Raw genomic sequence first — 23650 nt, forward strand, 5'->3', positions numbered from 1 at the left:
TCACCATTGCACCCAATGATGCAGCATTCCGTCCCTTTATGACGTCAAACGAAACATCTTTGGGTGCAGCAAATTCGCTGAGACAGCGTTTCTGGACTTTATACCATACGGCTTAAGCCAGCGTACGGAATGTCGTAGATTTCCTAACATTTGTTGCGATTGTTGACGCAGATAGCGATATCGTTAGAGAACATCGGCAAAACCTTTTCTGGTTTTTTGGAACCAGGCATAGCCTACCCACGCGATCACAGTGGCAGCTAGAGTGTAAATGCCCAATCCCGCCCAATCGGGCTGGGATCCCCAGATCAGCACTTCACGCGCCTGTTCAATAATGAAGGTGAGCGGATTGGCCATGATAAACGGACGAAACCTTTCCGGAACTGCGGTCACCGGATAAAAGACAGGGGAAAGGAACATCAGCACGGTGGTAATGATACCGATGGTTTGCCCGACGTCCCGCAGAAATACGCCTAGGGATGCGAGCATCCAAGCCAAGCCAAGCGTGAGAATGACGAGTGGCAGCAATACAAGCGGAATAAAAACTGCCGTCCAGTTCAAGTAACCGTTAAAGAGCATAAAGGCCGCCAGCAGCACACCTAGACTGACGAGACTGTGGAAGAGCGCTGCCCCCATAGCAGTGACTGGCAGTATTTCAATAGGAAACACCACTTTCTTGACATAATTGATGTTGGAAAGAATCAATCCGGGGGCACGGTTAAGTACTTCGCTAAACAGGTTAAGCACGATCATGCCCACAAAAAGAACCACGGCAAATTGCGTTTTGCTATCGTCGCCACCAACCCCGCCCCAACGAGATTTGAAAATCTCGGAAAACACGAAGGTGTATACCACCAGCATGAACACCGGATTGAAAAACGACCAAGCCAAGCCCATGACAGAACCTTTGTAGCGACCGACCACTTCGCGCTTGGTCATTTGCACGATAAGTTGACGGTTGCGCCAGAAATTTTTGCATAGCACCACAAGTGATATAGAGTGGGCGGCGTGGGGGTTGATCGCTGTTGCCGAGTGGGTCATGCGAAGTGCTCCGCTTCCGCCAATGATGTGGCTTGCTGATCTTTTACGGACAACGCGGGCTCGCCTTGAAGGGGCCATTGGATGCCGATGGCGGGGTCGTTCCAGGCAATGCTGCGCTCGAATTCGGGTGCCCAGTAGTCGGTGGTTTTGTAGAGAAACTCTGCGGTTTCCGAAATAACCACAAAGCCATGCGCGAAGCCTTCAGGTATCCACAACATGCGTTTGTTTTCGGCGGACAGTTCCAGCCCAACAGATTGCCCGAAGCTGGGCGAGCTGCGCCGTATGTCCACGGCCACGTCAAAGACCGCGCCTTGCACCACGCGCACCAGCTTGCCTTGCGGCTGCCGGATTTGGTAATGCAGGCCGCGCAGTACATTTTTAACCGAACGGCTGTGATTGTCTTGCACGAAATCGACATCACACCCGGTAAGCTCAGCGAATCGACGGCGGTTAAAGCTTTCAAAAAAGAAGCCGCGCTCGTCGCCGAATACGTTGGGTTCGATGATCAGTACGTCGGGAATGGCTGTGGTGATAACTTTCACGACTGCCCCCCTTCTGTCAACAAGCGTTGCAGGTATTGCCCATAGCCGTTTTTAGCGAGCGGCTGCACCAGTTTTTCCAGTTGACCGGCATTGATGAAGCCTTTGCGGTAGGCGATTTCTTCCGGGCAAGCCACTTTCAAGCCCTGCCGGTGTTCGATGGTTTCGATGAAATTGCTGGCTTCAATCAGACTCTCATGAGTGCCGGTATCAAGCCAAGCGTAACCTCGTCCCATGATTTCCACATTGAGTTGATCTCGCTCAAGGTAAATGCGGTTCAGGTCGGTAATCTCCAACTCGCCCCGAGCAGACGGCTTAAGATCGGCGGTAATATCGACGACTTGGTTGTCGTAGAAATACAGGCCCGTGACCGCATAATTGCTCTTGGGATTGGAGGGCTTTTCTTCCAGGCTGGTGGCACGGCCTTGCTTGTCGAAAGCGACTACGCCGTATCGCTCGGGGTCTTGCACGTGGTAGGCAAAAACGGTTGCGCCTTGCTTGCGCACCATGGCTTGCTCAAGCTGGGTTTGCAGGTCATGGCCGTAGAAGATGTTGTCGCCCAGCACCAAGGCGCTTGGGGCATTGCCAATGAAGTCTTTGCCAATAATAAAGGCTTGGGCAAGGCCGTCCGGACTGGGTTGCACGGCGTATTGCAGGTTAAGACCCCACTCGCTGCCGTCGCCAAGCAGCTGCTCAAAGCGCGGCGTATCTTGCGGGGTGGAGATGATGAGAATGTCTCGAATACCCGCCAGCATCAGGGTGCTGAGCGGGTAGTAGATCATCGGCTTATCGTAAATGGGTAGCAGCTGTTTGGAGACTACTTTGGTCACCGGGTAGAGCCGGGTGCCGGAGCCACCTGCGAGAATAATGCCTTTGCGTTGGGTCATAATGGCCTTTCAAGAGTTTCGGTAAGCATTCGAGTGATACCGCTGTGCCAATGGGGCAGATTCAAGCCGAAGGTGTTTTGCAATTTGCGGGTATCCAGGCGCGAATTTTTGGGGCGTGGAGCGGGCAAAGGGAATGCACTGGTAGGCACGGGCTGAATTGCCTCCGGCGCAACCTTGATGTCGATACCGGCTTGGCGAGCAGATTCAATTACAAATCCGGCATAATCGTACCAAGAGGTTTGTCCTCCAGACACAAGATGATACAAACCACTGACATCAGGACGCTGCAAAGCCGAGCGAATAGCGTGGGCGGTTACATCCGCGAGCAAATCGGCACCGGTGGGTGCGCCGATCTGGTCGTCGATGACAGTAAGGCTGTCTCGCTCCCGCGCCAGCCGCAGCATGGTTTTGGCAAAATTGCCGCCGCGCGCGGCATAAACCCAGCTGGTACGGAAAATAAGGTGTTGGCAGCCTGTAGCGCGAATGGCCTCTTCCCCTTCCAGCTTGGTTTTACCATATACACTCAGAGGGCCGGTAGCGTCGGTTTCCAGCCATGGCTTGTCGCCACTGCCGTCAAACACGTAATCGGTGGAGTAATGAACAAGCCACGCCCCGCTACGTTTAGCTTCTTGAGCCAGCACACAGGGGGTCGTTGCATTGATGGTTCGGCATAGTTCTAACTCGCTTTCGGCTTTATCGACCGCAGTATGCGCAGCGGCATTGACGATGATATCCGGAGCGACCGCGCGCACGACTTGAGCGATACCTTCCGGATTGGTGAAGTCACCGCACAATGTCTGACTGTCAGTACCCAAAGCCACCAGCTCACCCAACGGCGCAAGGCTACGTTGCAATTCCCAACCGACTTGACCGCCTTTACCGAACAGGAGGATTTTCATGTCGGGCTATCCATGCTCGACACCCTTCGGGCGGCTACTCCGTGCAAATACAGCCCCAACGCTTTTGTCATGCCAGTCTACCCATGCCCAACATTTTTCCGGCGAATACGACCAAACCCGCTCTCGGCATATTTATCATGCAGCACGACCTGTATAGTTTTTTTCCACCCATTCGCGGTAGGCGCCGGATTGGACGTTGGCAACCCAACTCTGGTTTTCCAAATACCACTGGACGGTTTTGCGAATGCCGGTGTCGAAAGTTTCGGCCGGCTTCCAGCCGAGCTCGCGCTCTATTTTGCTCGCGTCAATAGCGTAACGGCGATCGTGACCGGGGCGATCGGTAACGTAGGTAATTTGTTCGCGATAGCTCTTACCGTCTTCTTGAGACCGGAGTTCATCAAGCAGCGTGCAAACAGTGTGGACGATGTCGATATTGGGTTTTTCGTTCCAGCCGCCGATGTTGTAAACCTCGCCGACTTTGCCTGCTTCCAGTACCCGACGAATGGCGCTGCAATGGTCTTTGACATAGAGCCAGTCACGGATTTGCTGTCCATCGCCATATACCGGCAGGGGTTTGCCCGCAAGCGCATTGACGATCATCAGCGGGATGAGCTTTTCCGGGAAGTGATAAGGGCCGTAGTTGTTGGAACAGTTAGTGGTGAGCACAGGCAATCCATAGGTATGGTGATAAGCTCGCACCAAGTGATCGCTGGCGGCTTTACTCGCCGAATACGGACTATTAGGCTCATAACGGTAGGTTTCGGTAAAAGCCGGATCGTCTTTAGCGAGAGAGCCGTAGACTTCATCGGTGGAAACGTGCAGGAAGCGAAAGTTTTGCCTGGCTTCGCCTTGCAGATTGCCCCAGTAGGCGCGCACCGCTTCCAGCAGTCGAAAAGTGCCGACGATGTTGGTTTGAATAAAATCTTCCGGGCCGTGAATGGAACGATCCACATGGCTCTCTGCGGCGAAATTGATGATGGCACGGGGCTGATACTGGGCGAGGAGACCGGCCACCAGGGTGGAATCACCGATGTCGCCCTGCACGAAATGATGGCGCTCATCCCCTGCCACTGAGGCAAGGTTCTCGCGATTACCTGCGTAGGTGAGCACATCGAGATTAATGACCGTTTCGTCGAATTGTGCCAGCCAGTCCAATACAAAATTCGCACCGATAAACCCGGCACCGCCCGTTACTAAAATCATTCAATATACCTGAAACATTTGTTTTCTCAGCAATAATACATGCCAAAACAATACATATTAATGGCGCAATTGCGCCTTTTTATGGCCTGCCGAGAAGCCTGCTGCCAATCAACAACGTTAACGCTATGCCTGTTGGCGAACAGAAACATTGACACACTGACTGACCACATAGCCGTTCATTTTAACCGACAGCAAGAGAGATGGACAAGTTTTTAAGGGCAATTGAGTCTTAATGCTACAGTTTATCTCATGACTGTCTCATTTTTTAGAGCGATTCGATAGATTCATACTGTTTTATAGAAAAAACCAGACCGGAAACGCCGATTCTCAGTTTCGTATATCATTTTTTTAGACCGGGAATTTAAAGTTTCTAACACCAAATTGTCGCTGGGCGATGACTTGTTTTATTCCCAACCAAGAAAACACTATATATTGAATTTTTGAATCTTACGAACCGCTGGAAAAAATGAGCAAATGGTGGAGTTTATATGCAGAAAATCTTTGGTTGTGCGTGAGCGGGCGGCTGAAGATGATCTCAATGTTCGAAAGAGGCTCATTTCTTAACGCCCTTACGTTTGATTTTGTATGCGAATTTAAATAATTCAAGGATGGCGATACGCGCTATTGCCATTAACAACGCCGATGCTTCAACGATGTCTCCTCTTCCCTCAAGCGCTAAGCAGTGCCTAGTCAGAGAGGTCAATCGATGTGTGTTCATCGCTTTGGATAGCCAGGCTCGCGCAACATATTTAGTCCAATGATCTTTGCTTAATTTGGTTTTACAAAACCAAGCAAGCGCGGCGCGGTATCCTTTTGCGACTTCGTCGCTGTTAGCTGTAGTGAACGAATCAGCGTGTCCTCGAAAAAATACATCAGCTATAGGAAGCACGACCACGGACTTGTAATTTATCGCGGTTAATGCATACAACAACACATCGGGTCCCGCCCCGGTTTTTGTGAAATCTTGAGGCATACAGGTAGAAAATGAAGGTCGTAGATTTACACGTATATCTGCCATGCGGAAAATAGCCGCTCCTGGTGAAAAAGGTACTCTTGCTGTCAGCAACAACTCAAAATAGCGTTCACTGGATAGGCGTTGTACCTCGCTCGCATCTGAGTATCTAATCACCCCATTCTCGATGATCGTTCCAATCAGTGCCGCAGTAGAAACAAAACCTACTTCGGGACATTCAAAATGCGGAAGCGTGTGCTCAAGAAACCTGGGGAACATCAAATCATCACTAAACAGTATTTTTCCAAACTCCCCTTGCGCCTTCTCCACGCAGGCTAACCAATTCCGTACCGGACCGATATTAGTGTCGTTTTGGAATATTCGTACCCGTTGATCGTTCGCGGCAAACTGCTGGCAAATCTCCCATGTCCCATCTTCACTGGCGTTATCCACTACCACGACTTCGAAATCTGTAAATGTTTGATCTAATGCGGACTGAATGCATTCGGCGATGTAGTCCTTACGATTGAAAACCGGGATCAGGATGCTGACTTTGGGCATGCATGCTTGAACTTCTGTCACTTAAATATTCCTCTCATCCCGTCACGAACTATACAATGAACTTGAATCGGAAGAACTACGGCTGCAATCAACAAACTTACACAAGTCGCCAGCACAACGCCACTTAACCCGAAGCCAAAATGTTTTGTAAAAAGCAAAGCCAGGGGAATATTTAGCAGCATTGCAATCACTGCTGTATAGAGCTGTGCTTTGATTCTACCTATCCCATTCACGAACATGGCATAGATGTTATTCCAAATAGAAACCAACACAAACAGCCCGATCGTAATTACCAACGGCAACGTCACTTCCAGTTCACGACCTACCCACACGGCAATTATGGATCTCGCCAATAGACCCATGAAGATAACGGCAAGTACAACGCTACAATAAATAGCTATCTGCTTGTGAAGCATTCGTTTAATCCAGACGATGTCTTTTCTATGATAGGCGTCGGTATAGGCAGACCAGAGCGGCGCTGAGATGAGTGTGTGCGCGAATGTAATCACACTAAAGAGCTTGAATACAACCTCGTATTGAGCGACGTACTGCGGACCAAATAACTGCGTGATTAACATCTTGTCGGTTGTAAAAATAATCAGTACGGCAATCTGGATGATAAAAAACTGCATGCCTACAGATAACAATGGATGCACATGTTGTTTGTCCAAATAAGCTTTGGGTCGTAATTCTGGATTTCGTTGGTAGAGCCACAGACTCAACAGAACGTTTGCGATTACCAGCGAGATGCCATAGGCAAAGGCCAGATTACTTATTGATGCATCAGTTGTTTTGGTCAAAACAAAAACGAGCATCAAAGCTAGGACGTTTGAGATCAATTGGCCCAGTGCAGTCAGCGAGGTTTTTTGCATCGCTCCAAGTAGCGCACCGATCAAGCCAATCCAGAAATTCAGTACCACGAAGAAAGTTGCAATCTGCACCGTCAGGCACAATGTCGCCTCCGGAATCGCGTGAGTATTAAAGACTATTTGCCAAGGTACAAAAAATGAAGCAGCAGTGACCAATACCCACAGCATAAGAGCAATCAACCCAATCAGGCTGTAGCCGGACGCAATGTAACTTGCGGCTTCCGCCTTATCATTTTTTGCCAAGGCTTCGGCCACCTTGTTACGCAAACCATTGCCGACACCTAGATCAAAAAATACGATCCACGACATGACTGTCAGCAGTGTTGACCACACACCAAATTGTTCTTGGCCAAGATAACGAATCATCAAAGGGATAGCGAGGAACGATGCCGCCATAGCGACCGCTTTATACACGACCGCACCCTTTATCTGGCGCACATAGTTATGGGTTCGCTCCTTTGAGACAGCCTCACTCATTGTGCTTGACTCACCCACTCAACCATGCGCGCGACTCCCTCTTGCGCTGAGATCACTGGCTGCCAATTAAGCAGTTGTTTGGCTTTAGCGAAGTCCGCAACAAATACACGCTGGTCGCTTTCGCGCACAGGCAGGTTGGTATAGTCCAATTTTATGTTCGATATTTTTTCGAGCAATGAGAACAGTTCTAACAGGGATAGGCTGTTTTCGATGCCGCCGCCAATATTGAAAGCATGACCTTTGACTTGGTCTATATTGCCAACGGCTGCCATGTAGAGGCGCTTCATATCATCCGCATGAAGCACATCGCGCACTTGTTTGCCTGTTCCGGATATGGTGAAAGGTTCCTTAGCTACAGCCTGTTTAGCTTCAATCGTTTTCTGGCAAAACCAACCGACCCAGCCTTGATCGTAAGTTGCAAATTGGCGACCGCCGTACATGGATGAATGTCGGAAAACGACGGTTTTAAGACCAAAAATACGTGCATAATCGAGCATGTATTGATCAGCGGCTCCTTTTGAGCACCCGTAAGGGGAATGAAACTCAAGCGGCGTTTTTTCATCAAAACCGTTCGGCCTGTCGATGCATTCATAGCGTGTATCGGTTTCTTGATAAGTGTATTGCTCCAAATCGCCATACACTTTATTAGTCGATGAATAAACTACGGTCGCATCGGGCGCATACAAGCGCACCGCTTCCAGCAAGTTATGCGTACCTATTACGTTTACCTCAAAGTCCATGCGCGGGTTTGCTATTGATGTAGTCATCGCCACCTGCCCAGCCAGATGAAAAATCACATCCGGCTTAAACAACTGAACTACTCTGGTAATGTCATTTTGATTACGAATATCGCCATGTTCAAACCGAAAGTTGCCTTGACCTTGCAACCAAGCAAGATTTTCTCGTGAGCCATCGCGATAAAGACTGTCAAATATGATCAATTCATTGCCGTTAGACAGTGCGTCTTCAGCCAGATTGCTACCTAGGAAACCGCAGCCGCCTGTAATTAGAAGTTTCATAATTATTTTCTTTCAAGCTCGATTACTTGTTTTAATCCCGTTTCAAGGTCATAACGGCGTCGCCACCCCAGTTCCAATAAGCCGGACAAATTTGCCTCTGAATGCATGAGTTCGTGCTCTCTATAAGGATAGGCGCCGAAGTCCAGCTTGGTTTGCGAAGCCGTCAACCGATGAACGGTATTGACAAAGTCATGGATACTAACCGCTTGTCCTGAACCAACATCAAATTCGGAAAATCCTTGCCCAATTTTATCGGCGTTTTCGAGTAAATATTGATACGCACTAGCCGCATCATCTATATGTATAAAGTCCCGCTGTTGCTCACCCAATGTTAGCTTTAACTCGTCAATATTATTCAGACAGGCGCGAATAACATATGTTGCGAACTTGCTGGAATCATCGCCCGCGCCGTACATATGCTCAAGTTTTATATTAACAAAGCTTATCTTGCCGGTATCAGCAAAACTCTTTCCCCATTCCACAAAGTGATGCTTTGACAGAGAGTAAGCATTAAGATACTTGTAAAGAATGGTATCGGTATTAAAGAAACTATCGGCATTAAAGAAAGCAGCGGTTTCCAATAATTGCAAAGGGAATACCGTATTGGCTGCGAATACCTCAGATGCCTTTTCGCCATTCCGACCATAGCAGGTTGCCGCGTGTATCACTGCGTTGATATGGCCTAACGACTTAAAGGGCAAATCCAGGCCGTCTTCAATATTAAACACGGCAAGCCGTGGCATGCAGTCATCAAGCCGGGAAAAATTAGATGTGGCGCGCTTTAATATGGCGACCCTATGTCCTGCCGCTAATAGTGTGCGAACCAAATGACTACCGAGATAGCCTGTAGCACCGGTAATTAATAAAGTTTGCATGACAAGCTAACTATCTAGCCCCAAAAACGCCTCAATCTGTTCGCAGACATAGTTCAGCATCGGTTCGTTCAAACCGGGGTAAACGCCTATCCAAAAGGTATTGTTCATGATGTCATCGGTGTTAGTCAGTTCGCCGCTGACACGATAATTCCTGTCTTTGAAATACGGCTGGCGCGTGAGGTTACCGGCGAATAAGAGACGTGTGCCTATTTTGTATTGATCTAGATATTTCAGCAGCTCGACCCGCTCGATGCCCGCCGATTCCCTTATGGTAATGGGAAACCCAAACCAGGATGGTTCACTATCCGCAGTTGCCTCGGGAAGAATCAGGAGCCCTTCGCAAGACTTCAACCGCTTTTTAAGAAAGGCAAAGTTGCGTTTGCGCGCAACGATAAACTCCGGCAAGCGATCCATTTGCGCCAAGGCGCAAGCGGCTTGCATGTCACTGATGTTGAGGTTATAGCCCAAATGCGAGTAGGTGTATTTGTGATCGTAGCCCTTCGGCAGGGTTCCGAGTTGCCAGCCAAAACGTTTGCGGCAGGTGTCGTCGCAACCGGGAGCGCAATAGCAATCACGGCCCCAATCGCGGAAGGATTCGATGATTTTGCGCAGTTTGCGATCTTTGGTAAAAACGATGCCGCCTTCACCCATAGTGATGTGGTGGGCCGGGTAAAAACTGCATGTGGCAATATGCCCGAAGGTGCCAACATGTTGCCCCTTGTAGAGTGAACCTAGCGCGTCACAGCAATCTTCAATCACCCACAGATTATGTTTTTGTGCGATGTCCATCACTGCATCCAGATCATACGGATTACCCAGGGTATGGGCAATCATGATGGCGCGAGTGCGGTCAGTCACCGCCGCTGCAATTTTTTGCGGATCAATATTGTAGGTAGGAATATCGACATCCACAAATACCGGCACCATGCCGTTCTGCAAAATGGGATTAACCGTGGTAGGAAAACCTGCCGCGACGGTAATCACTTCATCGCCCGGCTTTAAAGCGCGATCACCCAGCCTATGCGAAGTCAGCGCGGTAAACGCCAGCAGGTTGGCTGCCGAACCTGAAGTGGTCGTTAGTGCATACGGCACACCGACAAACTCGGCGAAACGCTGTTCAAATGCCTTGTTAAAACGTCCGGTGGTAAGCCAGCCATCCAGAGAGGCATCGACCATGTTTTTCAGTTCGCTGGCTCCAAGCACTTTGCCGGAAGGCGGAATGACGCTGGTGCCGGGTGTAAATATTTGGGGTTGCTTGACTGATGCCTGGAATTGCTCAACTTGGTGCCCTACAACTAAACGTATAGCTTTTTCCAGTGTCGCCGTCTTGACTGTGCCAACTTCGCCGCAAAAGAAACGCGGAGAAAAAATCATCTGTTTACTTACAGGAAAAACTGTCGCTTTATCCAGACCCCCGGTTAACAGGTCTTCCGGGTTAATGATTAGCTGGTTTGCCTCGTTCCATTGATGTATTTGCGAACTTCCAGGTATCCCCATTACGTCACCTTTGCTGTTCGGCAAGGAGGTAATTAGCACGGGTCTGGTACTTGATCCACTTGCCCCAACAAGCGGAACCTTATAGATGTGTATTGTTCCTGGCTGAAATTGATTAGTTGCGGACATATTTCTCCCACACAGCGTCTTCTTCAGAACTGCTTTCAGTTACTGCCGAATAAGCAGCCAACATAAACTGGTCTTCTTCGCTCAGTTCGTTTGCTGCATTGGCGCAAATTGGCAACACAATTACTTCAAATTCATCCCCCATATCGGCGGGTACGTTAATGTGTAGCTGACGATTTGCGTCAACACACAATATTTCTCTAATCACAGCCTGTTTCATGCCTCACTCCAAAATTATCTATATTCGCTTTTACAAGTCGTTCGAGACTTCCCGTGTCGGGATAAATCCCGACCTATGCCATGCATCTATGTTCCGGTTTGCCTCGCATAGCCTCGCAAATCAAATATCTCATATCAATCAGCCTGATCGCCTTCATATTCGGAAATCTGGGCAAGCGTAAAAGCACGCATATCTTTACCGGCATGGTATGCCTGATGCCAATCCACTATGGCTCGCAATGCATCCCCCAGATGCCATCTCGGATGCCAGTCCAGCCGTGCTTTCGCTTTGGAACAATCCAGTTTCAGATAATGCGCCTCGTGCGGATGATCGCCGCCATCCAGCATCCAAGTTGCACCCTCGCCCCAAGTCTTAATCAGCCTCTCCACGATCCATTGCACTGGCTTTGCATCTTCATCGCTCGGACCGAAATTCCAACCCTCTGCATAGACCGCTCCTTCTTCATAAAGCTTTTGCGCCAGCAATAAATAACCGGACAAAGGCTCCAGCACATGCTGCCAAGGACGGATGGCATGCGGGTTGCGAATACTCACCGGTTTGCCTTGCATGATTGCACGCATGATGTCAGGAATAAGCCGGTCTTCCGCCCAATCGCCGCCGCCGATCACATTACCGGCTCTGACCGAGGCTAATGCCACACCATGATCGGTAAAATTGCCGGGGTTGAAATAAGAGCTCCGATAGGCGGATGCCACCAGCTCAGCACAGCCTTTGCTGTTAGAGTAAGGATCAAAGCCGCCCATGGGTTCGTTTTCCCGGTAACCCCATGCCCACTCTCGATTTTCATAGCACTTGTCGCTGGTAATATTGACAATCGCCCGAACACTATCCGTCAGTCTTGCCGCTTCCAACAAATGCACGGTGCCCATCACATTGGTGGAATAGGTTTCTATGGGGTTGGCGTAGGAATAGCGCACTAAAGGTTGAGCCGCCATATGTATGACAATCTCAGGTTGATATTTTTCAAACACGGCTGAAAGCGCCGCAAAATCACGTATATCCGACTCGATGCTAACCATGCCTTCAGCAACATTGGCGGCATCAAATAAACTGGGATTCGTGGGCGCTGCCAGCGCATAGCCAATTACTTGCGCACCCATGGCTTGCAGCCACAAGGAAAGCCAGCTGCCTTTGAAGCCGGTATGTCCGGTCAGCAATACTACTTTATCGACCCAGAAGGATGGCTCTACCATATTTTCCACGGCGCCTTTCCGCTTGCCCATAGCTCTTCAAGATGGTTTTTATCGCGCAAAGTATCCATCGGCTGCCAAAAGCCGGAATGAAAATGAGCGGCCATTTGCCCGTCTTTGGCAAGTTGTTCCATAGGTTCGAACTCCCACACGGTGTGATCATCTTTGATGTAATTGATCACTTCCGGCGAAAGCACAAAAAAACCACCGTTAACCCAACCACCATCTCCATGTGGCTTTTCCTGAAAACTAATTACATTATTCCCATTCAAGTTAAGCGCACCAAATCGTCCTGGTGGCTGTGTTGCTGTTAACGTAGCCAGCTTGCCATGTTGCTGATGAAATTCAATCAGCTCAGTAATATTGACATCGCCAATGCCGTCACCATAAGTACAGCAAAAATTTTCGCCTTGTACATAGTCGGCAACGCGCTTAATGCGGCCGCCTGTCATGGTTTCTTCTCCGGTATCTACCAGCGTGACACGCCATGGCTCAGCGTTGCGTTGATGTACCTCCATCTGGTTGCTTTGCATGTCGAATGTCACATCAGACATATGCAAAAAGTAGTTGGCAAAATACTCCTTAATCACATAGCCTTTATAGCCGCAACAAATAATAAAGTCATGTATGCCGTGGGCTGAATAGGTTTTCATGATATGCCAGAGTATGGGCTTGCCGCCAATTTCAACCATAGGCTTAGGACGAATTGATGTCTCTTCACTAATTCGAGTACCTAGACCGCCGGCAAGAATAATTGCTTTCATGCCTGATTATCTCCGAATGCTTTGTAAGTCAGGTTAATTCCCTCTTTTAGGCGGGTGCTTGCCCTCCACTCCAATTTGTTAATTTTGGATACATCCAGTACCTTGCGCATGGTGCCATCGGGTTTGGATATGTCTTGCACGAATTTTCCATTGTAACCCACCACCTCGGCACACATTTCCGCGAGCGCTCGGATGGTAAGATCTTCGCCGGTACCCACGTTGATCAATGGACATTGGCCTGGATTGGTCAAAATGTTATAGCGCTCATCATCTAATGACGCCAAAAATACCAATGCATTCGCCAGATCATCCACATATAAAAACTCGCGCTGGGGTGTACCGCTACCCCACAGCACCACTTCCGGAATACCCGCAACTTTTGCTTCGTGTATTTTACGTATCAAAGCCGGCAATACATGTGAATTATTCAGATCATAATTATCGCCAGGACCGTACAAATTGGTGGGCATGGCCGCCAGCCATTTGGTGCCGTATTGACGATTGTACGACCAACACATTTCAATACCGGCAATCTTGGCCAGTGCATAGGCGCGGTTGGTTGATTCGAGCGGCCCGGTAAGTAAATATTCTTCTTTGATAGGTTGCGGACAATCACGCGGATAGATACAGGAGCTACCTAAAAATATCAAGCGATTCACGCCTGTGGCATAAGCAGCCCGGCAAACATTAGATTCAACCAACAGATTGCTCATCAGGAATTCCACCGGATAACTGTTGTTGGCATGTATGCCGCCGACTTTGGCAGCTGCCAGAAATACAATTTCGGGGCGCTCCTGCTCAAAAAATTGTTGTGTGGACGTGGCATCTTCCAAATCAAGTTCGCCATGGGTGCGCCCTATCAGATTGGTGTAACCTTGCCGTTGCAACTCACGCACAATGGCACTACCTGCTAAGCCCCGGTGTCCGGCAATATATATTTTGGTGTGTTTATTCATTACTGATTACTTATTCGTGATAATCGTAAGCAGCGAAGCCGTGCTTTTTGACCAACTCGTCGCGCTCGGCACTCTTAAGGTCTTCTCGCACCATTTCTGCTACCAATTCATGGAAAGTGATCTTCGGTGTCCAACCGAGTTTTTCTTTTGCTTTGCTCGGATCGCCCAGCAATGTCTCGACTTCCGTAGGGCGAAAGTAACGAGCATCAACCTGTACGATACATCGTCCTTGCGCATCATAACCCTTTTCTTCTACACCGCTGCCTTGCCAAGTGATGGTTATACCCAGTTCTTTCGCCGCAATATCAACAAACTGGCGTACACTGTATTGCACACCTGTCGCAATAACAAAATCTTCTGCTTGCTCTTGTTGGAGCATCAACCATTGCATTTCGACATAGTCTTTAGCATGCCCCCAATCGCGCAGGGCATCAAGATTGCCAAGGTAAAGACAATCCTGCAAGCCAAGTTTAATGCGCGCCAAAGCACGGGTAATTTTGCGGGTAACAAAGGTCTCGCCGCGAATCGGACTTTCATGATTAAACAGGATGCCGTTACAGGCATACATGCCATAAGCCTCGCGATAATTGACGGTGATCCAGTAAGCATAAAGCTTGGCAACGGCATAAGGAGAACGTGGATAAAACGGCGTAGTCTCTTTCTGCGGAGTTTCCTGAACCAGGCCGTAAAGCTCGGAAGTAGAAGCCTGGTAAAAACGGGTCTTCTTTTCCAGGCCGAGAATGCGGATAGCCTCAAGTAGTCGTAAGGTGCCGATACCGTCGGCATTGGCCGTATATTCGGGAGTATCAAAACTCACCGCAACGTGGCTCATGGCGGCGAGATTATAAATCTCATCCGGTTGAACTTGCTGGATGATGCGGATCAGGTTGGTCGCATCGGTTAAGTCGCCGAAATGCAAAAAGAAACGCGCATTCTTGACGTGCGGATCCTGATAGAGGTGATCGATACGGTCGGTATTGAACAGCGATGAGCGCCGCTTAATGCCATGCACAATGTAGCCTTTTTGAAGTAAAAATTCGGCCAGATAGGCCCCATCCTGCCCGGTAATGCCGGTAATTAATGCTATTTTATTCATCTGGATTATGTTCTGTCGTAGGTGTCGTCGAAACGCACAATATCGTCTTCTCCCACATACTCGCCGCATTGCACCTCGATAATTTGCAACGGAAGACGACCGGGATTTTCCAGACGATGTCGGTGGGTCTTGGGAATATAAGTTGATTGGTTCGCCTCCAACTGGATTTCCTGCGTACCATTGGTAATTTTAGCGGTGCCTGACACCACAACCCAGTGCTCGGAGCGGTGTTTATGCATTTGCATGGAGAGCTTGGCGCCGGGATTGACGATGATGCACTTGATCTTGAAATTGGGACCTTCTTCCAAGACCCTGTAGATTCCCCAGGGACGATGCACCGTCAAATGCGTTTCAGTCAGGTGAGGATGAGTTTTCTGCACCTGCGCGACCAGTTGCTTAATGTCTTCCGTGCGGCTACGATCACAAATCAGCGTTGCATCCGCCGTTTGGATCACGGCAATATTTCGTACGCCCAACGTAGCCAGCAGGCCATTCGAGCTCCATAGCAGACTGTCTTGCGTATCCAGCGACAGAACATCCCCTTGCGTTATATTTCCCGATTCATCTTTAGCGCGATGCTGATAAATCGACTCCCAGCTGCCGAGATCGCTCCAGTCCATGGAAACAGGCACTACGGCCACGTTTTTAGCTTTTTCCGCCAAACCGTAATCGATAGACAGGTTCGGCAGCTGGTCATAAGAGGCTTCGACGTCGGCAGCTCCCTGCATTGAGGTCATTGCTAGGTGAATTTCAGGCTGATGACATTCCAGTAGTTGCATAAAATCATTTGCACGGAATACAAACATGCCGCTGTTCCACAAATAGCCGCTTTCGACAAAACGTTTGGCGTTGTCCAGATCCGGTTTTTCAACAAAACTGGATACGTTCAAAATCGGGTTAGTTGCAACATCAAGCTTTAGGGATGCGCCAGGCTGAATATAGCCGTAACCTGTCGCCGGTTCGGATGGCGTGATGCCCAGCAATACCAGATAACCCTCCGCCGCCGCCAGTTCGGCTGATCGCCAAGCCGAAAGAAAACTTTGTTCGTCACCAATCGCGTGATCGGAAGGAAAAACACCAATCATCGCCTCCGGGTCCTGCTTGAAAATTTCCCAAACAGCCCACGCAATCGCCGGCAGGGTATTGCGGGCACAAGGTTCGGCTAATACCGCCGCGGGAAGCAGGGCATCAATTTCGGCCAACTGCCCTTTTACCTCAAACTTGTGGTCCTGATGCGTCACCGTTAACAAACATCCAGCGCCCACATGCTTGAGCAAACGACATGCCGTTTGTTGCAGCAACGTTTGCTCGCCATCGAGCGAAAGCAATTGTTTTGGGCGTAATGTACGCGAAAGCGGCCAGAGGCGACTGCCGCTGCCACCTGCAAGAATAATTGCATAACTGTTGCCCATACTATTCTCAGACATGCCGACTACACGGATACAGGAGGCATGCCCCAGATGAGGGAGGGAGAGCAACGCAGGGAGCGGTTGCTGTGAACAACGCATGAAGTAGACTAGCGAAGTGTCGAAAGGTCAACCGCGACAATTTCGATTGGGTAACTCGAATCACTAAAACGCCGTTTAAAACTGTTCTCTCACATACAAGCATAATTTTGTCTTTATCAAGCTCTATTAATATTTAATTGTTTCATATACAGGCCAATTTAGCTAGGCCTTACCGCCCTTGGACTGGCCTGAAACCAGTATCATCGCGAGCTTCATTAACGCAACAATTCCTCTACTCAGGATGAGGATTGCAAATTTACTCGCATCGTTGCCCGCATGAACGTAGGAGGTAAAGCAATACAGGGAACGGAAGCTTTTCAGATATTTCCGCCGCCGAACTTAACTTTAAACTCCGTCCGATTTACTCCAGCGAAAGAATAAACTCCCACTCGCCTTTGCTCACCGGCATTATGGATAATCGGTTGCCGCGTCTTACCAGCGCGAGGCCTGCCAGTTCTTCCTGGTGTTTTAATTCTTTGAGAGTGATGGTGCGGGACAAGGTTCTGACGTATTTAACATCAACCATCATCCAGCGGGGATGTTCGTGATCGCTTTTGGGATCAAAATGCTTGTCATCCGGGTCGAACGCGGAAAAATCGGGATAGCCTTCTTTGACGATTTCCATGATGCCGACGATGCCCGGCATTTCGCAGTTGGAATGATAGAAGAAAACCCGGTCGCCCAGCTTCATGTCATCCCGCATCATATTCCTGGCCTGATAATTACGCACGCCGTCCCAATGTTCGGTCTGGTTAGGTTTGTTATACAGATCATTAATCCCGAACGTATCGGGTTCGGATTTCATTAGCCAGTAGTTCATGGGGATTTCTTTATGGGAAGTGTTATGGTGCATCTCCCGCCTGCGCCGTAATGTGCTTTCGTCCTTGAACCGGAGGTTCAAGTGGGGACATGGCCGGTAAATCAGGCTTCCCGTATAAAACGGGCATGCTCACCAATACTGGTATCCGCCCCCGGGGTAAAAACAGGTTCAGGAAACACCCAGCACACTCTCGAACGCCGCAGGAGATGCAAGTTAATAGTTTAGCGTGTTTACTGATTTTCTAAAACGTTTTCTATCTTGTGTGCCATTTTCGCCAGGCATTCGCTCAAGGTTTGGTTGAGCATGGCATTTTGACTTTTCATCAATTGCAACTCGTGAGCTAAATTGAGCGCCGCCATGACTGCAATTCTGTCGGCGCCGGCTACCTTGCCGGAATCCCTCATTTGGCGCATTTGGGTATCAAGCTGTTGGGCCGACTGGATCAGGTCGCCTTGCTCGTCAAGTGCGCAGGCAATTTTGTATTCTTTGCCCATGATGGTCAGCGATACCGGCTGGAGTTTTTTGTTCATGATCCGTTCTCCATTGCTTTCAGACGAGTAATCATGGCTTCAACCCGGGTTCTGGCCAGCGTGGTTTTTTCCAAAAGCTTGGCTTTTTCCCGAACTAATGAGTCCTGTTTGGTTTTCAGCGAACTGTTTTCATTTTTTACATGAGTGTACTGCTCGATGAGCTGATCCAGCTTGTCTTCGAGGTCTTTTAACTCTAAAGATTGATTTGATTGTGTCATGGTGATACTGGGTTATTGCAAGGAGATACGTAAAATATTGCGTATTTACCGGGCGATTCAAGATTAACAAATATTATCCAAGTTAATGATCATGGTAGCATAAGCGATATTTTTAGTCCGCGATAGTGAAATTATTATGTGGAATTTATGACTTACCAAATAATTAATGCAATAGTTGTACAAAGCGATGCCGAGCTTTCGGCGGGGCAAGCGCACGGCATGGCGACAGGCATGTTGTGCGCCAACGAACAGGCTCAAAGTGCCCAGTGGTTAACCGAGTTGTTTCAGCATGCGACACCGCTGACCGATGAAGACCGAGCGACGTTGATGCACTTGTTCGAGGACACGCGAAGCTTATTGGTTAGCGATGACTTTGAATTCGACTTGCTTTTACCCAGTGATGACGCATTATTGAGTGAGCAGGTTGAAGCGCTTACCTACTGGTGCCAAGGCTTTTTATTGGGCGTGGGTTTTACCCATGCCGCCTCCGACTTATCCAGGGAAGCCGGCGAAATCCTAAAAGACATTGTCGAATTCACCAAGCTGGATACCGAGGCTGAAGGCGAAGAAGATGAGAGTGATTTTATGGAAATTACCGAATACATGAGGTCGGCTGTTTTACTGCTGCGGAGCGAATTGAATAACAAAGGCGAAAGATGAAAGGCGAAAAATCTCCGTGAACCTTTGGCCCTTAGTCTTTTGCCCTTAACCTGATTTTAATATGAAACAAAGTGAATTTAAAAAACGCCGTAAGCAATTAATGCAGCACATCGGCAAAGGCAATATTGCACTGATAGGCAGCGCAGCAGTCCGGGCTCGCAACCGGGATGTGAATTACCCGTTCCGGCAGGATAGCGACTTTTATTATTTGACCGGCTTTAATGAACCGGATTCCCTGGCCGTGTTTATCCCCGGCCGCAAGCAAGGCGAATACATCTTGTTTTGCCGCGAATTCGATGAAAAAAAGGCCTTGTGGGAGGGCGCGCACGCAGGTCTTGAAGGCGCTACCGTTCATTATAAGGCTGATGATTCCTTTCCGATCGACGATCTGGATGATATTTTGCCGGGCTTATTGGAAGACAAAGGCAAGGTCTATTATCCGATCGGGCGCGATTCCGATCTCGATCACAACTTATTGGTCTGGATAAATCATATCCGCAGCCAATCCAGAAGCGGCGTTACTGCGCCGGGCGAACTGGCTTCGCTGGAGCACATTCTGCACGAAATGCGGCTGTTCAAGAGCCCTGAAGAACTCAAGCTGATGCGTCGCGCCGCCGACGTTTCCGCCAACGCTCATGTCAAAGCCATGCAAAGATGCAAGGCCGGTCTGTATGAGTACCAGATAGAAGCCGAAATCATTTATAACTTTATCCAGGACGGCTTGCGCGCGGTTGCTTATCCTTCGATTGTCGCCGGAGGAAAAAACGCCTGCGTACTGCATTACACTGAAAATGCCGATAAATTAAAAAGCGGCGATTTACTGTTGATTGATGCCGGTGCGGAATGCGACCATTACGCCGCCGATATTACCCGCACTTTCCCGGTTTCCGGGCGTTTTAGCGAGCCGCAAAAACAGCTTTACCAACTGGTTCTGGATGCTCAGGCCGCGGCAATCGCACAGATCAAGCCGGGTCTGCCGTGGCATCTGGCGCATGACGCGTCGGTTGAGGTGCTCACCAAAGGACTGGTATCGCTGGGCCTGCTCAAAGGCAAAGTAACCAAGCTGATCAAGGATGAAAAATACAAACAGTTTTACATGCACCGGATCGGCCACTGGCTAGGCATGGATGTGCATGATGTCGGCGACTACAAACTGGATAAGGAATGGCGCTTGCTGGAACCCGGCATGGTGCTAACCATCGAACCGGGCTTGTATATCCCCGCGGATTGCCTGACCGTTGACGAGCAATGGCGCGGCATAGGCATACGCATTGAAGACGATGTTCTGGTAACCGCCGAAGGACATGAGATTTTGACCGGCGGCGCGCCCAAGACCATTGCGGAAATTGAAAGCTTAATGCAGGCGAGCTGATGCAACATGATTACGACTTATTAATTGCCGGCGGCGGCTTGGCAGGTAACTGTCTGGCTCTGGCGTTAAAAGAAACCGGGCTGAAGATTGCGATAGTTGAAGCCAGTACCCGCGAACAACACCATGACTCCCCCGCCGGCGACCGGGCCTTGGCTTTAGCCGCCGGTACCGTAAAAATGCTTGAGTCGCTGGGTATCTGGCAGGGCATCAGCCAGGCCGCCACCGCAATCAAAGACATCCATATTTCCGATCAAGGCCATTTCGGCAAAGTCAGGCTTTCGGCGCACAAAGAGAATGTGGCGGCGCTGGGCTACGTCATTACCGCGCGGGACATTGAAACACATGTCGCTAGGCTTGTTGCCGAGTCCGATATAGAACTGATCTGCCCTGCCCGACTGGTCGGTTTGATGGCCGGTAATGACGCCGTCAATATCAGCCTGAAACGCGGCGATGAACCGCTAAATGTTTCGGCCAAACTGCTGGTCGGTGCGGACGGCGGCAACTCCTCGGTCCGCAAGTTGCTGGAAATAAACCAACACATCACCGAGTACGGACAAACCGCGCTGGTCACCACGATTAAATCATCCCTGCCCCATAAGAATACCGCGTTCGAGCGTTTTACCGCTTCAGGGCCGCTGGCCTTGTTGCCGGTCGATAGCAATCATTGCGCCGTGGTCTGGACGCGCAGCAGCGAAGATGCCGATGCATTGATGTCCGGCAGCGAGACGGATTTTTTAGCCGAACTTCAGCAGTGCTTCGGTTATAGGCTGGGCGAGCTTGGTTTGGCGGCTCCCCGGCGGGCGTTCCCGTTGTCGCTGATTCGCGCCGAAAAAATGATCGCAGCCCGAACCGTGGTCATCGGCAATGCGGTGCATCAGCTGCATCCGGTTGCAGGGCAAGGGTTTAACCTGGGTCTGCGCGACGTTGTGCAACTGGCCGAGATGATCATCAAGCAACATGAAACGGGTCAGGATATAGGCGCCGCCGATTTTTTAACGGCTTACGCCGAATCCAGGCAGACAGATCATGACCGAACCATCGGCTTTACCGATACGGTGGTGCGGATTTTTTCCAATGACTGGCTGGCATTGGCTGCCGCCAGGAATATCGGCCTGGCGGTGCTGGATCATATTCCCGCCGCAAAAGCATTGCTTACACGCCATGCCATGGGCTTAGCCGGGCACTTGCCCCGGCTGGGTAGCAGGAGATAGAACAATGACCGAACGTTATGAAGTCATCGTCTGCGGCGGCGGTATGGTAGGCGCGGCAACGGCTTGCGCTCTGGCGCATGGTGGCATCAAGGTTGCGCTGTTGGAACGGTTTAACCCGGAACGGCAGTGGCCGCCGGAACCTATCGATATTCGCGTCTCCGCACTAACCAAAGCCTCCCAGAACATCCTTGAAATGGTGGGCGCTTGGCCGGGCATGGTGCAACGCGGCGTTTGCGCTTACCGCGATATGCGGGTATGGGATGCTCGTGCCGACGGGGAATTGCATTTTGATTGCGCCGACACCGAATTTAATGAACTCGGCCATTTGGTCGAAAACCGGGTTACCGTTGCCGCCCTTTGGGATGTGCTGGACAGCTTGCCCTCGGCCACTTGCATTACACCTGCAAAAGTCGTCGATATGCAGCTTAACGAAAGTAGCAGGCAGTTGCGACTGGAAGACGGCCGAATCCTTGAGGCCGATCTGGTGATTGCAGCAGACGGACGCGACTCCACATTAAGAGCGATGGCAGGTATCGACGTTACCGGCTGGGACTATCATCAGGATGGATTGGTCGCTACGGTAAGCACTGAGAAGAGTCATCAGTTCACCGCCTGGCAACGTTTTCTGGATGAAGGGCCATTGGCTTTTTTGCCGCTGAAAAACGGACAGTGTTCGATAGTTTGGACCCTGAGCTCGGAAACATCAAAAAGCCATCTGGCGCTTGCCGATCAAGACTTCCTGCAAGTTCTGGAACAAGCTTCAGGCGGTATTCTGGGCAAGATGCTGGACGTCGGCCCCCGCGCCGCATTTCCTTTACGCTTTCAATACGCAAACCGCTATGTCGACCAACGTTTCGCGCTGTGCGGCGATGCCGCCCATGCCATGCATCCTCTGGCCGGACAAGGCGTGAATGCCGGGTTGTTGGATGCCGCAGCGATTGCGGAGCTGGTAATCCAGACCCGACAGGAAAAAAGACCGTTATCCAGCTCGCGCTTCCTGCGTCGTTATGAGCGCTGGCGTAAAGGCGATAACCTGATGATGATGTCGAGCATGGACGTGCTGAACAGGACCTATGGCGTAACCGCGCAGCCCTTGGTCGGCTTGCGCTCGGCGGGAATGAATAGGGTTAATAACTCGGCATGGGTCAAGGCTTATTTTAACCGTTACGCCATGGGCTTGCGTGACGATTTACCTAAACTGGCACAAAGGCAAATATGCTGGTAATCGCCGGGCTTATCCCTAAGTATCGGACAGATTTACGTTTTTTCGAATTAGAGTTTTCCCTGCACACAGGCTTCTGGTATATTCCGGCACTAGCGGTACGGTTTACCTGCTTGAATTATAGGTAAGGGGTGTGAACGAAAGCTGACCTGCTAACCGGCGACGCTTAATTTCAAAGCAGTGATAAAAAAATTAACTTTTAAAGAGGTGGAGAGCCATTATGATTGAAGGGTTGTTTATATTAACTACTATTTTTGTTGCCTATGTTGTTTATGCGATTATAGACGAACAGAAAGCAACTGCTAAATCCAAAGCACCGGCCGCAAAACCTGAACCACAGGCAGCAGCCGTGGAACAGCCAAAGCCCCAAGTTGCCGTTACCAAAGAAAAACCGGCGGCAATTAAACCGGCAGAAGCTAAAACTGTTGCACCTAAGGCTGCGGCAACTAAAGCAGTGCCGCCTGTAGCAGCCAAACCGGCAGCAACTAAAGCGACTGCGACCAAGGCAGCGGCCAAACCTGCGGCGACTAAAACCACAAAGGCGGCCCCAGCCAAATCCGCAACAGCTAAAAAACCCGCTGCTGTCGCGGCAAAGAGCGCCGGATTAAAAGATCCAAAAACAGGAGATGTTGTCACGGCGTATAGCAATTACCGGTTCACCAAACGCTGGATAAAAGACGCCTTGGTTACCGAAGGTTTATTGGAAAAAGTCTATACCGCTAGTGAATTGAATGCCGAGATTGACGCAAAAATAAAAGAGGCCATAGCAAAACTGGAAGCCATGGATCAATATAAGGCATAAGACTTAGGTCATTGACCGTGTATGAAAGGGAGGCAGGATGGTCTCCCTTTTTTTATTGATCTGCAAAGCGCGGTTATCTTAGCTGCCTCATAACCCCCCCCTCCTTACGCGTGACTTAGAC

The 23650-nt window shown here is 49.8% G+C and carries 24 protein-coding genes and 1 other RNA gene; 5 read left to right on the forward strand and 20 right to left on the reverse strand.

Features of this window, described 5'->3' with window-relative positions:
• Window positions 1-183: 183 nt before the first annotated feature.
• The 20 genes from METTU_RS08585 to METTU_RS08675 all read right to left on the reverse strand — a co-directional run bounded on the left by METTU_RS08585 (window position 184) and on the right by METTU_RS08675 (window position 18262).
• Complete coding sequence (locus tag METTU_RS08585; RefSeq protein ID WP_006890968.1) at window positions 184-1038, reverse strand: ABC transporter permease; 855 nt, start codon at window positions 1036-1038, stop codon at window positions 184-186.
• The gene (gene rfbC / locus METTU_RS08590) at window positions 1035-1580 is read right to left on the reverse strand and encodes a dTDP-4-dehydrorhamnose 3,5-epimerase (protein WP_006890969.1); all 546 of its coding nucleotides are present in this window, start codon (window positions 1578-1580) and stop codon (window positions 1035-1037) included. Before rfbC ends, METTU_RS08585 begins: the two co-directional genes overlap by 4 nt.
• Window positions 1577-2464 carry a glucose-1-phosphate thymidylyltransferase RfbA gene (rfbA, locus tag METTU_RS08595; RefSeq protein WP_006890970.1) on the reverse strand — a complete coding sequence of 296 codons (888 nt, stop codon included), beginning with the start codon at window positions 2462-2464 and terminating at the stop codon, window positions 1577-1579. Before rfbA ends, rfbC begins: the two co-directional genes overlap by 4 nt.
• Window positions 2461-3363, reverse strand: coding sequence for a dTDP-4-dehydrorhamnose reductase (gene rfbD / locus METTU_RS08600; RefSeq protein WP_006890971.1), 903 nt, complete (start codon window positions 3361-3363; stop codon window positions 2461-2463). The genes rfbA and rfbD overlap by 4 nt, the downstream gene beginning before the upstream one ends.
• A gap of 135 nt (window positions 3364-3498) precedes the next feature.
• A complete protein-coding gene (rfbB, locus tag METTU_RS08605; protein WP_006890972.1) occupies window positions 3499-4566 on the reverse strand; it encodes a dTDP-glucose 4,6-dehydratase in 1068 nt (355 codons plus the stop codon).
• A gap of 553 nt (window positions 4567-5119) precedes the next feature.
• Window positions 5120-6100: a glycosyltransferase family 2 protein gene (locus METTU_RS08610; RefSeq protein WP_006890975.1), complete on the reverse strand. Its 981-nt coding sequence runs from the start codon at window positions 6098-6100 to the stop codon at window positions 5120-5122.
• Window positions 6097-7425 carry a lipopolysaccharide biosynthesis protein gene (locus METTU_RS08615; RefSeq protein WP_006890976.1) on the reverse strand — a complete coding sequence of 443 codons (1329 nt, stop codon included), beginning with the start codon at window positions 7423-7425 and terminating at the stop codon, window positions 6097-6099. Before METTU_RS08615 ends, METTU_RS08610 begins: the two co-directional genes overlap by 4 nt.
• A complete protein-coding gene (locus METTU_RS08620; RefSeq protein WP_006890977.1) occupies window positions 7422-8444 on the reverse strand; it encodes a GDP-mannose 4,6-dehydratase in 1023 nt (340 codons plus the stop codon). Before METTU_RS08620 ends, METTU_RS08615 begins: the two co-directional genes overlap by 4 nt.
• Window positions 8445-8446: 2 nt before the next feature.
• On the reverse strand, window positions 8447-9319 hold the full coding sequence (locus METTU_RS08625; protein WP_006890978.1) for an NAD-dependent epimerase/dehydratase family protein: 873 nt from the start codon (window positions 9317-9319) through the stop codon (window positions 8447-8449).
• Between the two features lie 6 nt (window positions 9320-9325).
• Window positions 9326-10816 carry a lipopolysaccharide biosynthesis protein RfbH gene (rfbH, locus tag METTU_RS08630; RefSeq protein WP_254257842.1) on the reverse strand — a complete coding sequence of 497 codons (1491 nt, stop codon included), beginning with the start codon at window positions 10814-10816 and terminating at the stop codon, window positions 9326-9328.
• A gap of 112 nt (window positions 10817-10928) precedes the next feature.
• On the reverse strand, window positions 10929-11159 hold the full coding sequence (locus METTU_RS08635) for a hypothetical protein (RefSeq protein WP_006890980.1): 231 nt from the start codon (window positions 11157-11159) through the stop codon (window positions 10929-10931).
• 134 nt (window positions 11160-11293) lie between these two features.
• Window positions 11294-12373 carry a CDP-glucose 4,6-dehydratase gene (rfbG, locus tag METTU_RS08640; RefSeq protein ID WP_040580269.1) on the reverse strand — a complete coding sequence of 360 codons (1080 nt, stop codon included), beginning with the start codon at window positions 12371-12373 and terminating at the stop codon, window positions 11294-11296.
• Window positions 12367-13134 carry a glucose-1-phosphate cytidylyltransferase gene (rfbF, locus tag METTU_RS08645; protein WP_006890982.1) on the reverse strand — a complete coding sequence of 256 codons (768 nt, stop codon included), beginning with the start codon at window positions 13132-13134 and terminating at the stop codon, window positions 12367-12369. The genes rfbG and rfbF overlap by 7 nt, the downstream gene beginning before the upstream one ends.
• Window positions 13131-14090: a GDP-L-fucose synthase family protein gene (locus METTU_RS08650; RefSeq protein WP_006890983.1), complete on the reverse strand. Its 960-nt coding sequence runs from the start codon at window positions 14088-14090 to the stop codon at window positions 13131-13133. The genes rfbF and METTU_RS08650 overlap by 4 nt, the downstream gene beginning before the upstream one ends.
• A 10-nt stretch (window positions 14091-14100) precedes the next feature.
• The gene (gene gmd / locus METTU_RS08655) at window positions 14101-15186 is read right to left on the reverse strand and encodes a GDP-mannose 4,6-dehydratase (RefSeq protein WP_006890984.1); all 1086 of its coding nucleotides are present in this window, start codon (window positions 15184-15186) and stop codon (window positions 14101-14103) included.
• A gap of 5 nt (window positions 15187-15191) precedes the next feature.
• Window positions 15192-16613 carry a mannose-1-phosphate guanylyltransferase/mannose-6-phosphate isomerase gene (locus tag METTU_RS08660; RefSeq protein WP_040579720.1) on the reverse strand — a complete coding sequence of 474 codons (1422 nt, stop codon included), beginning with the start codon at window positions 16611-16613 and terminating at the stop codon, window positions 15192-15194.
• A gap of 442 nt (window positions 16614-17055) precedes the next feature.
• On the reverse strand, window positions 17056-17514 hold the full coding sequence (locus METTU_RS08665; protein WP_040579721.1) for an EVE domain-containing protein: 459 nt from the start codon (window positions 17512-17514) through the stop codon (window positions 17056-17058).
• Between the two features lie 29 nt (window positions 17515-17543).
• Window positions 17544-17723: non-coding RNA, 6S RNA (ssrS, locus tag METTU_RS22360), on the reverse strand.
• Between the two features lie 21 nt (window positions 17724-17744).
• The gene (locus METTU_RS08670) at window positions 17745-18044 is read right to left on the reverse strand and encodes a cell division protein ZapA (RefSeq protein ID WP_006890987.1); all 300 of its coding nucleotides are present in this window, start codon (window positions 18042-18044) and stop codon (window positions 17745-17747) included.
• A complete protein-coding gene (locus tag METTU_RS08675; protein WP_006890988.1) occupies window positions 18041-18262 on the reverse strand; it encodes a TIGR02449 family protein in 222 nt (73 codons plus the stop codon). Before METTU_RS08675 ends, METTU_RS08670 begins: the two co-directional genes overlap by 4 nt.
• Window positions 18263-18409: 147 nt before the next feature.
• Here METTU_RS08675 and METTU_RS08680 point away from each other — a divergent pair, with 147 nt between their 5' ends.
• From METTU_RS08680 to METTU_RS08700, 5 genes are all read left to right on the forward strand, one after another.
• The gene (locus tag METTU_RS08680) at window positions 18410-18922 is read left to right on the forward strand and encodes a UPF0149 family protein (protein WP_006890994.1); all 513 of its coding nucleotides are present in this window, start codon (window positions 18410-18412) and stop codon (window positions 18920-18922) included.
• A 61-nt stretch (window positions 18923-18983) separates the two neighbouring features.
• A complete protein-coding gene (gene pepP / locus METTU_RS08685) occupies window positions 18984-20294 on the forward strand; it encodes a Xaa-Pro aminopeptidase (protein ID WP_006890996.1) in 1311 nt (436 codons plus the stop codon).
• Window positions 20294-21505, forward strand: a complete 1212-nt coding sequence (ubiH, locus tag METTU_RS08690) for a 2-octaprenyl-6-methoxyphenyl hydroxylase (RefSeq protein WP_006890997.1) — start codon at window positions 20294-20296, stop codon at window positions 21503-21505. The genes pepP and ubiH overlap by 1 nt, the downstream gene beginning before the upstream one ends.
• Window positions 21506-21509: 4 nt before the next feature.
• A complete protein-coding gene (locus METTU_RS08695) occupies window positions 21510-22730 on the forward strand; it encodes a UbiH/UbiF/VisC/COQ6 family ubiquinone biosynthesis hydroxylase (protein WP_006890998.1) in 1221 nt (406 codons plus the stop codon).
• 217 nt (window positions 22731-22947) lie between these two features.
• Entirely contained in the window at window positions 22948-23529 is a 582-nt protein-coding gene (locus METTU_RS08700; protein WP_006891000.1) for a hypothetical protein, read from the forward strand.
• The last annotated feature ends 121 nt before the right edge of the window (window positions 23530-23650 follow it).

The organism is Methylobacter tundripaludum SV96 (assembly GCF_000190755.2).
Lineage (GTDB): Bacteria > Pseudomonadota > Gammaproteobacteria > Methylococcales > Methylomonadaceae > Methylobacter_A > Methylobacter_A tundripaludum.